Origin of the sequence: Leptotrichia shahii (assembly GCF_008327825.1) — a bacterium.
Lineage (GTDB): Bacteria > Fusobacteriota > Fusobacteriia > Fusobacteriales > Leptotrichiaceae > Leptotrichia > Leptotrichia shahii.
Genome location: NZ_AP019827.1, coordinates 814,708 through 827,125, shown reverse-complemented (window position 1 = coordinate 827,125; position 12,418 = coordinate 814,708). Strand labels below are relative to the sequence as shown.

Sequence of the window (12,418 nt, the reverse complement as noted above, 5' to 3'; positions counted from 1 at the left end):
AATTTCTCCTTTCAGCTAAAATATATTAGATCCTATCGCTTTTTCAACGTACTCATCTATCTTTTTAAGCCCAATCCCTAGACTTCCTTGATTATTCGGAATCAAAATAACAGCTGGAAGCACTTCACGGTTGTATCTTTCAATGGTACTTTCAACCATAGTTGCAATTTGCTCTGTCACAAAGATAATACCATAATTATTACTTGCCATTTCATCAATTGTGCTTCTGGCTTCTTCTTTTGTAACAACTGGATACACATCAATTCCCAATGCCTTAAATGATAAAATAGAATCTTTATCTCCAACTACACCTATTTTATGCATAAGTTTCACGCAACCTTTCTCTTATTTTATCCGAACTTATGTTGTTTATCTTGCTTACCATTATCATTCTGACTGCATTAATTTCACGCTCTTTTGCAACTAAATATGTAAATAACGGCTCTGGTCCAAATACAACATATTTTGATTCTTTATTTAATTCCATTAAATAATTATCAGAAATTTTCTCAAGTTCCGATAATCTTTTTGTTTCACTAAATATTTCTAGTCCTTTTGCCAGATACACTCCCAATTTTTCTTTTTTGAACTTATTCAAAATAGTATCTATATTATCATTCATTGAGGAAACAATTTTATTTTTTGAAATTGTTCCACCATCAAAAATAACAGTTTCCAAAAATCTCGCATCACGATTCTGTTTTTGAACTCTAAGTAGAGTTATCATATTTTGAAAGTCAATCAATCCTTCAACATAATCAGTAATAACTTTTACATCAATTTCTTTTGCCAAACGTGATAAATTTCTAAAATAATGCTTATCTACAAGTATATCAATTCTTTGCGGATTATGATTTTCTTCAAAATCTTTTTGGACTTCAATAATTGCCTCTATTATTTCCTTTGGCAAATCATTACTTTGCAGCTCAAATTTTGTTTTAAATTTTCCAGCATCAATTGTTCCAGCTTGCATAAGCAAATGCGAAAAATCTTTTCCTGTTATTTTACTTTTTAATAATACCTTTAAATTATGATAATCATATTTAAGCGATAAAATATCAACAATTGCTGTATTCTTAACCATTTTTCTTACAATCGAAAATACTCGCTCTGTTTCTCTTTTAAGTATTGTTTCATAATCTTGACTACCATGAATATCAGCCATATCTTGAGAATATTCTGTTTCTCCCAATAATTTTAGCACTTCTTCGGGAGTTTCGGCTTCTATCATTCTTTCCAGCCTATTTCTAGTTAAAAGCCTCTTTTCCAGTACCCTAATAGTTACGACACTCTGTCCGTAATCCATTCTATCCATTTTTTTCTCCCTTTACTGATTCATTTTTTAGTCGCATGTATAAAGTCTATAATTTTTACTGATATAACATTTAATTTTTTTATTTTTTTTACAAATGAAATTTTTCTTATTATTTTAAATATTATTATTTTTCAGCTTTTTATTTCTTACTTTTACAATTAACTCTCAATTCATTTTTATATTAGATCTATATTTTAATTTATAATAAAAATATGATTTATCAAATCAAAAAAATAAACTTTATTTGTAACAAAAATATTAATTTTTTGTTATTCAACTTTTTAGTTACCAAATAAACCTATTATGAAAATAAAAGTTTTGAAATTTCAACTTCCAGTTCATCCCTCATAAAGTCCAATTTCACTTCAAAAGTATAATTTTCTTGGATTCCATTTTCTTCAATGATAAATCCTGAAGTTACAAATTCATTTTTCTTTACTTTTGCACCTGAAAATTCCTTTTTAACTTTTTCTGCAAATTCTTTTTTTACAATTAGCTCTTTACCAGTTATGGTATTCTTATCAATATTTTGATTCAAATAATTAATATATTTTTTTATCCATATTAACAAGTTTTGTTTTCAGTTTATCTATAACTTTATCAATTACTGCCTGCTTTGCTTCTAGCTTTTTGTTTCTAGCCTTTAAATTAGCACTTGACTTAATTCTTTCAGAAAGAAGTTCACGATCTCTTCTCGCATTTTCAAGAACAGTTTCTTTTTTTGCATTAATTTTTTTTATTTCAAGATCATATTTATGTTGTGCCTTTTCTTGTGCATCTTTTACAATTTTGTCTGCCTGTGCTTTAGCATCAGCTAATATTTTTGATGTTAAATTATCTAAATTAGACATATTTACTCCTTCTTTGCTTTTTATGCCATATTTAATTCTTTTTATTTCTTTTATAAAATAAAACTAGAATTTTGCCAATAACATAATTGAAACAACGAATGCCAATAATGCATAAGTTTCAACCATTACCGCATAAATAATACCTTTCGTATTTTGTTCTTCATTTTTAGCAAGTAAGCTAATACCAGAAGCCGCAACTCTACCTTGTGCAATAGCTGATCCATATCCTGCAAATGCAATTGGTAAACAAGCCATTAAAATTCCTAATCCAGTTTGTATTGGCATTTCAGGTTTTAATTTTCCTAATACCATAAGTCCGATAACGAATCCATATAATCCTTGTGTCCCTGGCAATAATTGTAATACTAACGATTTACCAAATTTTTCAGGTTCTTCACTCATAAGTCCTGACGCTACTTCCCCAACGATTCCTACACCTTTTGCTGATCCAATTCCTGCTAATAATGTCGCCAATGCCGCACCTAATGTCGCCATTACGATTCCTCCATGTTGTACTAAAAACTGTGAAAAATTCATTTTATTTCCTCCTAATTTTTTATATTTATTAATAATTTTATTAAATTTCTTACTTTATAAAACACATTAATCATCAAGATTTATATACTTGTTTTCTGTTCTAAAATCTTTAAATGGCTTTCCTCCACCTTCATAAAATTTACCAAAATATTCAACATACATAAGTCTTGAAGTATGAACGTAAGCTCCAAGGAAAGATAAGAACATATTAAAAAAATGTCCACCTATTAATATTACTGGTATAAATATCATTCCAACCCAGCTTCCGCTAATCATTCCAGCAATCATATTTATAGCTGACGCAATAAATCCACCAGAAAGTCCCAAAGCCATAAGTCTTGAATAAGACACAAAATCTCCAACATAGCTTGAGATTCCATAAAGGCTGTAAAGCCCTCCTCCAAGTTTTGCTCCAACTCCCTTAGCATCACGTCCACCAGTAAGTACGATTCCAACCATTCCAACAATCATAATCCACATTGACACACTTGTTACAGCAGGCGATAAATTTTTCATTTTAAATACTAAATAAGCCATTCCACCCATAAGTGCCATATACCAGAATAATACATCATAAACAGCATCCAATGCCTTGCCATCTCTAATAAGCATATACGCCTTTATTGCCAATCCAATAAATATATGAACTACTCCAAATACAATCGAACCAATTAATAAAGTATTATATTCTTTTGATGGATTTATAAGTCGCCACATTCCAGGTATTTCCGCCCCAAAATATGAGCCGTATAAAATTCCCCAGAAAATAACTGAAAAACTCAAATAAAAGAAAAATTTAACTGATTTTCTCATTTGTGAACTTAAGTTTACCACTTTTAAGACAAACATTGTTGCAAGCAGTAAAACAAGCCCATATCCTACATCTGCTCCCATCATTCCAAAAAACAAGATATAAAATGGCGTAAACAGTGGTGTTGGATCAATTTCATTATATCTAGGATAAGCATACATTCCCGTTAAATTTTCAAATGAACTAGAAATTTTTCCATTTTTCAATTTTATTGGCACTGTTTCATCATCTTTTCTTGCTTCTTCAAGCGTTAAATAATAACTGCTTCCAGCTTCATTTTTTACAACTTTTTCAAATTCCTGAACTTTTTCCGTAGGAATCCATCCTTTAATCAAAACTGTATTTTTAGTTTGTGCTAACTTTTCTGATTCTACAATACGCAGCTTTTTATTTTGCATATATTCATAAACTGCCTGCAAATCAGTCAAATCTTCACTATAAGTCTTAATTTGAGCTTTTAATTTACGTTTTTGTTTTTTAAGTTCACCTATTTCTTTTTGCAATTCATTTTTGTAATCCTGCGGAACTGCATCAATATCAAGATTTTCTACAGTAAAACTGCTATTTCTAAAAACTTCGGATAATTTTTCCTTTTCACTTTCATCTATACTTGAAATTACAAGATAATAAACTTCATCTTTTACTATTTTAAGTTCTTCATAATAAGTCTTATCAAGTTTAGAAATACCCTCAATAAAATCACCTTTTAATTTTGACGGTATCGTTCCAAGAAATGTATTTACCTTTTTCAATTTTTTTAATTCCATAGGATTTACATCTAGTCGTTCCCACAAATCAATCTCATCATATCGTGTATATTTTTTAGAAATTTCAGATTTTATTTGTGAATATTGCACTCCAATTGAATTTAATTCTGAAGTAATTTTTTTCCAGTCATAAGTCAGCACTTTTTTAGACAATGTATCAAAAGTATAATTTTCATTCCCATGAATAATATCTCTTAAACGTGTTTTTCTTTCATCGTATTTTTTAATAAGAGAAATTGCGCTGCTCAACTGATAAAGTCTTTCATCAATATGTGTCAATTCTTCATTGTTTACATATTTTGCGACACCTTCAACTGCATCCTTATCTATTTCTCCATTTTCATCACGTAACTTAATGTCTACAAAATTTACTTCTCTAAATTTCTGAAGTGCCTTTAATATTTTAGCTCTTTGTTCTGCGAAAACAACCAATTCAAATTTGCTCATTTTAACTATTGCCATTATTTCACAATCCTCTCTGCCAATAAATTGACAACTTCATCTATTTTTTGCTCATCAATATTCAGAATACTGTTAATATTCTCTTCTTCACTGCTTAAAAGAGAGTTTACTTTTTTTTCAGCTTCTTCTATTGAATGTTTTTCCAGATTTTGTGCTTCAATTTTAGCTTCAGAAATTATTCTATCGCCATCATCTTTTATCTTCTGATCAATATTTTTCAGAATACTCTTCGCTTTTTCATTTGCATCAGCAATAATTTGTTCTGACTCTACTTCAGCATTTTTAATCTTTTCCAAAACTTCTTTTGCCAAGATATAACCTCCTTCACAAATTATTTTTTAACTAATCATAAATGTCCAACTAAGTAGAATTTTTTTAATTGACTGATTAGTCACCATATTATTATGTTACCAATTTTTTTAGCTATTGTCAAGTCTTTATTCCAATATTCATGCTATTTCCACAAGTTAAGACCACTTTTCAAAGAGAGAGCTTATCACAATTATTTAGCCTTCATTCAAGCTGTTGTTACTTGAGCTTGCTACCTAAAAAAGTTTTCATGTTTTCACATACTTCGTATGCCCAATTGATCAAAGTTTATAATAAAACAAGGGCAATAATTTTTTACACTTATATTTAAAAATTAATTACCCTAATATTAAAACCTATTCAAAAAATAGAAATTATCTCCAATTTTCAGGATTTTTACTCCATTCTAAAGCAATCTTAGCTTCATCTTGTGTTAAATAATCAGTTTGAGCCAATAATTTTATTAAAACATCAAAATTTGAAAGTGAACTGAATTTGCAGTTATATTTTTCATAATTTTCCTTTGCACTGTCAAATCCATAAGAAAAAATTGATTTTACTTCCAATTCTTTCACTTCTTCCTTTTGAAGCACATCTACTGCTACAAGGCTGCTTTTTCCAGTTGTAATTAAATCTTCGATTACAACGACTTTTTTACCTTTAACTTCAGCCCCTTCGATTTGTTTCCCCGCACCGTGATCTTTTGGCTTGTTTCTCACATAAGCAAGCGGCTTTTTCATTCTGTCGGCAATAAATGCAGCCCAAGGGATTCCCGCTGTTGCTACTCCCACGATTACATCAACATCCTTGTTGATTCTTTCAACAAATGATTCTACAATCGTATCTCTTTCATCTGAAAAACCTAAAACATAACGGTTATCACAGTAAATAGGACTTTTTATCCCAGATGCAAATGTAAATGGTTCTCCTACATTAATTTTTACCGCCTTTACATCAAATAATGCCTTTGCCACTTTTTCTTCCAATGTTAAATTAGCCATTTTCCTTAGTTCCTTTCAAATTTTGATTTTTTTATTTATGTTATATATATCTTATACTACTTTTTGTTTTAAATAGCGAATTAGTTATAAATTTCTCTGCAAGGAGTTAAGACTCCCTGTTATCAAATAATATAAAATATAATTTTTGTTTTTTAAACAAAATTTAGTATTAATTAAATAATTTCTTTTATTTTTTAGACCTCTGTATAAATGAAAAACAATATTAATCATAAAATTTAACTTCTTTTCCACTTTTTACATTTTCGTTAATCTTTCTATTTTCGTAAACAATTTTACCATTTACAATTGTCATTGTGTTTTTACCTTTTAATTTCCAGTTCTCATAAGGTGTCCATCCACATTTTGACTCAATAGTGTCATCTACTCCAACAGTCCATTCTTTTTTAAGATCAACAACAATTATATCTGCGAAATATCCTTCCTGCAGTTTTCCTCTTTTTTCAATTTTCATTATTCTTGCAGGATTTTCACACATCAGTTTCTGAATCATTTCCAGCGATATTTTACCTTCATTATAGGCATTTATCATAAGTGCAAGCGAAGTTTCTACTCCTGGCATTCCAAATGTAATTTTTTCTAACTTTTCACCTATCAAATGTGGTGCATGATCTGTTCCAATTGTATCAACTTCTCCACGATTTATCGCTTCCCACAAAAATTCATTGTCAGATTTTTCCCTCAATTCAGGCTTCATTCTCAAAAGCATTTTATTTCTTTCAGTACTTTCACGAATTTCAGTATTTAAAAATAAATGATGGGGTGTAACTTCAGCATAAACTGGATGCTCTTTTGTATTAACTTTGCTATTTTTCTTTGCATCTATAACTTTTTTCATTTCTTCTGCCGATGGAATATGACACACATAAAGCCCACTTCCATAATTTTTATTTAATTCTATTGCTTTATCAATCATTTCATTTTCAGCATGAACCAGTACCAATTTAGAGTTTTCAAACACTTTTGCCAAAATTTCATCATCTTCAATAAGCATTTCTCCAGTTGACACATTCATAAAAATCTTTACTGTATTGACTTCCCTATTTTTCAAAACTTTTTTTATTTCTTCAATATTGTCATTTTTACTTCCACCAAAATGAAGTCCAAAATTTACAATTGATTTTTCACTTGCCAATTTTTTCTTTTCCATTAAATTTCCCAACGTTGTAGTCGTAGGAATTGTATTTGGCATATCATAAAAAGTCGTAACCCCAGCTTTGGCACATGCACGTGAACCTGTTGCAAAGTCCTCCTTATATGTAACTCCAGGCTCTCTCATATGTGTATGTACATCAATAATTCCTGGCATTATCAATTTTTTACCAACATCAATAATTTTTAAGTTTTCACTATTTTCAAATTTATTCTCATCAATATTTTCAGAAATTTTTTTAATAATATCATTATTTATCAAAATTTCAATTTTATTTCCAAAAACATCAATTCCATTTTTTAGAATAATATTATTCTTTTCCATTTTCTACTCCCAAATTGATTAATTTAATCTATACTAAAAAACTGATTTGCAATATTAGGCCTGTTCGATAACTATATAAACTTAAAATTTAATAAAATAAATATCTTGAAGCAAGGGGCTTAACCCCTTGTGATAAAAAAACTTAGGTTATTGAACATATCTATTATTTTTATTTACCTTCCAGACTTTTTAACATTCTTTCCATTTTTAAAATTTGTAAATCCAATTTTTCATCTAATGTCATATTTTTTTCTTTGTTTTTTCTAGCCTTTGCCTCTAGCCTTCTTTCTTGTTCTGGTGTAAGTTTTTTAGTTTTCGATGCTTTTTTTTGAACTTGTTCTGTTGTTTGAGTTGTTTCTTCTGTTTCTGACGTTTGTTTTGATTCTAATCCTTCATTTTCTGTTTCATCTGGATTTACTTTCTCTTGAATTTGTTTTGTATCCTCAGTTTGATTTTTTTCAATTTCAGTATTTATATCACTATATCCTAGTTGACATACTCCTAAAATTCCCAATGTTAATAATAATAATAAACTTTTTTTCATAAATTTCTCCTTTTTTATAATATAAATATAGTACACTTGGTACACTTTATTTTAATACAGTTATCTTTGAATTGTATATCAATACTTTATACTGTATTTGAATACATTTCAAAAATGTTCGCAACCCTTGATTTTTCTTGGAAAAATAATATTATTTTCTTGCTAAAAAATCTTTCTCTGAAATCATTGATTTATGTAATTTTTTCTGAAAAATAAGGGCTATTTAAGGGCTAACAATTACAGCCTTGCTCTTCTAACTATAATAGTTTATCACAAATAATTTGAAAATACAATGGAGTTAAAATGAAAAATTTAAAAATCAAAAACTTAGATGAAAAAGATATTGAGAATCTAAAACAAATAAAAATTATAGAGCTGGAAGAAATGAAACTTCAGGATTTGAAAATTTTGAAAGTTAAGATTGAAACAGCTATTAAGAATATAGAAAAAGAATAAGAGCCATTAAAGGCTCTCATTTTGTTTTTTTTTAAATTCTGTATCTTTTTTCTTCCTTTCTAATTCAATTGCAAAAGCCTTTTTAAAATTTTTTTCAAAATCAGAAATATTATCTGATAATGCCATTACTCCCAGTAATTTTGAAATATGTCTATCTAACTCAGGAACTCCTATATCGACACTTAAAAACTGATGATGACGGTATAATCTATTATTTGAAATAGATTTAGGGTTTTCTCTTTTTATATACTCTATGACGCTTTCTGGAAATAAATCATAAACATATTTCATTGTAAAAGAACCCGCATATCCTGGTCTTTTGTTAGAATTCTCATCGTATTCCCAATTGTGTAACCTAAACATTTCCTTATAATACTGTTTTGGAAATCTTTTTTGCCATTTTAATAAATCTTCACCAATAAATTTAGCCAGCAAATTTTGCAATTCTTGTGCTTGTCTATCATTTTGATATCCAGTAGCTTCATCAATCAATGCTGTTATCCCAACTTTAGCTAATGCTCTCATTAAAATTAATGACTGCTCGTATAATGGTTCTTGTACTGTCATTAATGCTTTTCTACTATGTGCTTCTATAAAAATATCACAAATAGCTGGTATAGTTTCTGCTTTATAACCTTTTACCACTCTTCCATTTTTTGATATGTATTCAACTTCTTCAAACACTTTTCGCAAATCTTTGTCTAAAAAAGCAATCAAATTTTTAGAAGTTATAAAATACGGGATAACGGTATTTTCATCTCTTTGACTACCTCTTCTTTGTTTTCCAAAAGTTTTGTATATACTACTTTGCGTTATGATTCTCTGTCCATTTTCTAAAACTGCACAACTAATGGAAGTGTCTCCTATAATCAATTTACCGCTATGAGTAACTTTAAAATGTATTTTTTTCATTCTATTCCTTTCCAAAATAAGATTTATTTGATTATCATTCATATCATTATAGCAAAACGGCTATTTTTTGTCAATATATTTAAAAAATATTGTGACTTTTTTGTTCACAAAAAAAGATAGCCATTTCTGACTATCCCCCAAACACTTTGACAGCTCTTTCTTTATCTTTATTCTCATCAATTATTCTTTGCCTGTCAAATCCAGCTATAATTATTAATGCCACTATATTTGTTCCGATTAATAGCAGCATATCCTCTGTCTTCGACTTCTTTTCTATGCTGTCAAAAATCTCTCTATTGCTCTCGTTTCTTAATCTGCTTCTTAATAAATCTAAATTTTGCCGTCTTTGATAGCTTCTTAACTTCAATGTCAGAACTGAATTTAAAAATATAAGTGCTAACATTAAAAATGCCAGTTTTCTACTTCTGCGATGTTTTTCCATTATCATCACCCTTATCCTTTTTGACAAATCCCAGCCTTTCAAGCAGCAGCTCCAAAAATCCTGTACTGATTCCATATCTTTTTTGATTTATTGTTTCCAGAATCGCTTCTCCAAAAAATCCAATAACTGGACTCCACGGATATAGATATTCTGCCGACAAATGCCCAATTATTTTATTTAAAGATAATGTTATAGACATAGTCATTCCAGCAACCGCTATCCGTTTCATATACGGCTTGACAGGCTTGTTGTCAACCATTTTTTGAGCCACTACACCAAATAATACTCCGCTAAAAAATAAGATCAAGAAAAGTCCGTGATTGTCAATTATTATTTTTAAGTCTTCAATCATTTATGCTCCTATAATATGTTTTTGTTCCCTGCTTTTTCTTCATCAAAAATTTGTTGCAGTATAACTTTTAAGTCAAATGTTTTTCTAGCTTCCTTTAAAACTTCTGTCAGAACTTCTTCGCCAATTTCTTCTGCAAAGTCAGGAATCCATTTTCTGTCAATTGATTTTTCTTTTTCCAATAATTCTTCTAATTTATCCCAGAAGCCTTCATACACCTGCTTAAACTTTTCTGCTCCAGCTTTTCCTTTTGCAACTATCTCTGTTTTATAGATTAAAGTCTTTCCCAATTCTAAAATTTTACCTGTTAAATATATTTTTGCTGCTAATTTATCCATTTTTATCACTCCTATTTTATTCTTTTTCTTAAAATGTTTGCATATTTAGTCATTATTTCTCTTTGTTCTTTCAACAATTCTTGTTCTTTCAAATCTATTGTTTTAAAAATCTCATTTTTTTCGATGAAGTTATTCAATTTTTCGATTTTAAGATCCAAATCTTCTAGTTCTTTTTGCAATCTTAGTTTATAATTGTTCATTTTACCGCTCCTAACTCTTTATTTTACCAATATCAATTTTAAGCTAGCTAACAAGCTCTGCAATCAATTTTACCTTGTTAGCCAACTTTTCATACTAAAATTATTTTTAACGTTCAAATACAGCTTTTATTAAAGTCATTTTCACATTACTTCAGTTCAAAATGTGGTGTATCATGCATTTTCCAATTTCCACCCCATTCAACATTTACGTTTTTACTTTTTGCAACAGCCAAGATATGATTTGCTATTAATCTTAATTTCTTATCGTCATATCCTTCATCTGATGTAAATTTTCTATACACGCCATTTTCGATAACTCCGCAAGGGAATATGTCAACTGCATGTCCGTATCCATCAGATTTTATTTGATGGTTTGATTTAAAATTCTTGCCATCACAATTTGTAACTTTCGGTCCAGGTAAAGTTCTACCTTTTTGATACAAAGCAAACTGTTCTTCAGCCGTTCTTGCTCCTGCTGTTATTCTAAAATCAAAAGGACTATTTGTAATCGCAGCTTTCATAACTTCAACTAACTTTGGATGTACTTTTTTCATTTTATCCAAACTTTCTTGGCTGAAAGAATACGTTTTATTCTCTGTTGCTGTATTTTCCTTGTCCCAATCTTTGAAATATTCCTCCTTTCTTTGAACTCTATTTAGCCAACCTGCCAAAAATCCTTTTTGAATCTTGTCACTTTCAACCTTGCTTCTGTAATAAATTCTCTGCAAGTTATGATAAACTTCTAAAAATTTTTCAGGATCCGTTGCATTCAATGCTTCCAATGTTTTGTTTCCAATTATTCCGTCTACATCAAGATTTGCATTTGTCAATTGATTTGTGGCAATCTGTGCATTTTTTGTTCCGTTTCTTCCTGAATTAACTGCCCAATCGCATATAGATAATGCTACTTTATCATTTACAACTTTATCCAGCTTGTTTCCAAGATAATATTTCTTAAGATAGATACTCTTTGCAAAATCTTTTGTCAAGTCCTGCATATCTCCCTTATATCCAAATTCTCTTGCTTCTTCTTCGGTTATTCCGTATTTTGTTTTTCCACCCTTGTCGTGCTTGTCATTAGAATATCCGCCCTCAACTTTCAGCAGATAGTCAAATATTTTCTCAAATCTGTCCATTTAAATCACTTCCTTTTCTTTTATTAATTCCATATTTTTTAAATACTTAAACAATTTAGATGGATTGAACTGATAGCCAACCCTGTCCTTTAATGATTTAGTTTTGTAGGTCAATGCAAACTGCAAAGCATAATCTATCGCATTTAAGCAAAATTCGCTGCAGAAATACCTGTTATCGTCCTGCACCTTATCGGCATAGAAAAATTGCCCCAGTATTCCCAAGTAATCATATCCTTTACCTTGTGCCGTTTTAAAAAATTCAATCACATCTTTAGGGTCGATACTTTTGTCAAGCTCATAAATTTCCATATTTTTCTGATACTCAAATTTCCTTGTCCTAACTCCTCCAGGATTTGATAAAAATACTTGATTATTGTAAATAAATTCGGCGTGTGAATATCTTCCAAATGTCCACAATGCTATTAAATGTCCTACAAGATGTTTAGGTTTGTGAAAACATATATATAGTTTGTCTTTTTCTAATTCCATAATT

Annotated in this window: 18 protein-coding genes; 1 reads left to right on the top strand and 17 read right to left on the bottom strand. The window is 29.4% G+C overall.

Translation table 11 applies throughout. The features are described 5' to 3' along the window. Positions 1-15: 15 nt before the first annotated feature. From F1564_RS03905 to F1564_RS03865, 10 genes are all read right to left on the bottom strand, one after another. Complete coding sequence (locus F1564_RS03905; RefSeq protein ID WP_026231224.1) at positions 16-324, bottom strand: V-type ATP synthase subunit F; 309 nt, start codon at positions 322-324, stop codon at positions 16-18. Next, positions 317-1,315 carry a V-type ATP synthase subunit C gene (locus F1564_RS03900; protein ID WP_018450247.1) on the bottom strand — a complete coding sequence of 333 codons (999 nt, stop codon included), beginning with the start codon at positions 1,313-1,315 and terminating at the stop codon, positions 317-319. The genes F1564_RS03905 and F1564_RS03900 overlap by 8 nt, the downstream gene beginning before the upstream one ends. Positions 1,316-1,616: 301 nt before the next feature. Beyond that, entirely contained in the window at positions 1,617-1,853 is a 237-nt protein-coding gene (locus tag F1564_RS10275) for a hypothetical protein (protein WP_232053393.1), read from the bottom strand. A gap of 4 nt (positions 1,854-1,857) precedes the next feature. Beyond that, complete coding sequence (locus F1564_RS10270; protein WP_232053392.1) at positions 1,858-2,166, bottom strand: V-type ATP synthase subunit E; 309 nt, start codon at positions 2,164-2,166, stop codon at positions 1,858-1,860. Between the two features lie 63 nt (positions 2,167-2,229). Continuing rightward, on the bottom strand, positions 2,230-2,703 hold the full coding sequence (locus F1564_RS03890; protein ID WP_018450249.1) for a V-type ATP synthase subunit K: 474 nt from the start codon (positions 2,701-2,703) through the stop codon (positions 2,230-2,232). Positions 2,704-2,769: 66 nt separating this feature from the next. Further along, positions 2,770-4,743 (bottom strand): V-type ATP synthase subunit I, encoded by a 1,974-nt coding sequence (locus F1564_RS03885; protein WP_018450250.1) that lies wholly within the window; start codon positions 4,741-4,743, stop codon positions 2,770-2,772. Next, positions 4,743-5,054: a hypothetical protein gene (locus F1564_RS03880; RefSeq protein WP_018450251.1), complete on the bottom strand. Its 312-nt coding sequence runs from the start codon at positions 5,052-5,054 to the stop codon at positions 4,743-4,745. Before F1564_RS03880 ends, F1564_RS03885 begins: the two co-directional genes overlap by 1 nt. A gap of 372 nt (positions 5,055-5,426) precedes the next feature. Then, positions 5,427-6,053: an orotate phosphoribosyltransferase gene (gene pyrE, locus F1564_RS03875; protein ID WP_018450252.1), complete on the bottom strand. Its 627-nt coding sequence runs from the start codon at positions 6,051-6,053 to the stop codon at positions 5,427-5,429. A gap of 223 nt (positions 6,054-6,276) precedes the next feature. Beyond that, entirely contained in the window at positions 6,277-7,548 is a 1,272-nt protein-coding gene (locus F1564_RS03870; protein WP_018450253.1) for a dihydroorotase, read from the bottom strand. A 169-nt stretch (positions 7,549-7,717) separates the two neighbouring features. Beyond that, entirely contained in the window at positions 7,718-8,092 is a 375-nt protein-coding gene (locus tag F1564_RS03865) for a hypothetical protein (protein WP_018450254.1), read from the bottom strand. 303 nt (positions 8,093-8,395) lie between these two features. On the opposite strand from F1564_RS03865, the gene F1564_RS10110 reads away from it, so the two are divergent. Then, positions 8,396-8,548 carry a hypothetical protein gene (locus tag F1564_RS10110; protein WP_018450255.1) on the top strand — a complete coding sequence of 51 codons (153 nt, stop codon included), beginning with the start codon at positions 8,396-8,398 and terminating at the stop codon, positions 8,546-8,548. A gap of 6 nt (positions 8,549-8,554) precedes the next feature. On the opposite strand, the gene F1564_RS03860 is transcribed toward F1564_RS10110, so the two are convergent. The 7 genes from F1564_RS03860 to F1564_RS03830 all read right to left on the bottom strand — a co-directional run bounded on the left by F1564_RS03860 (position 8,555) and on the right by F1564_RS03830 (position 12,414). Further along, a complete protein-coding gene (locus F1564_RS03860; protein WP_018450256.1) occupies positions 8,555-9,460 on the bottom strand; it encodes a P63C domain-containing protein in 906 nt (301 codons plus the stop codon). Positions 9,461-9,590: 130 nt separating this feature from the next. Continuing rightward, on the bottom strand, positions 9,591-9,902 hold the full coding sequence (locus F1564_RS03855; RefSeq protein WP_149201895.1) for a hypothetical protein: 312 nt from the start codon (positions 9,900-9,902) through the stop codon (positions 9,591-9,593). Beyond that, positions 9,880-10,254 (bottom strand): hypothetical protein, encoded by a 375-nt coding sequence (locus F1564_RS03850; RefSeq protein WP_018450258.1) that lies wholly within the window; start codon positions 10,252-10,254, stop codon positions 9,880-9,882. Before F1564_RS03850 ends, F1564_RS03855 begins: the two co-directional genes overlap by 23 nt. Positions 10,255-10,262: 8 nt before the next feature. Next, positions 10,263-10,589 (bottom strand): hypothetical protein, encoded by a 327-nt coding sequence (locus F1564_RS03845; protein ID WP_018450259.1) that lies wholly within the window; start codon positions 10,587-10,589, stop codon positions 10,263-10,265. Between the two features lie 11 nt (positions 10,590-10,600). Beyond that, positions 10,601-10,789, bottom strand: a complete 189-nt coding sequence (locus F1564_RS03840; protein ID WP_018450260.1) for a crAss001_48 related protein — start codon at positions 10,787-10,789, stop codon at positions 10,601-10,603. A 146-nt stretch (positions 10,790-10,935) separates the two neighbouring features. Then, a complete protein-coding gene (locus tag F1564_RS03835) occupies positions 10,936-11,925 on the bottom strand; it encodes a glycosyl hydrolase 108 family protein (RefSeq protein WP_018450261.1) in 990 nt (329 codons plus the stop codon). Beyond that, complete coding sequence (locus tag F1564_RS03830) at positions 11,926-12,414, bottom strand: hypothetical protein (RefSeq protein WP_018450262.1); 489 nt, start codon at positions 12,412-12,414, stop codon at positions 11,926-11,928. Between the last annotated feature and the right edge of the window lie 4 nt (positions 12,415-12,418).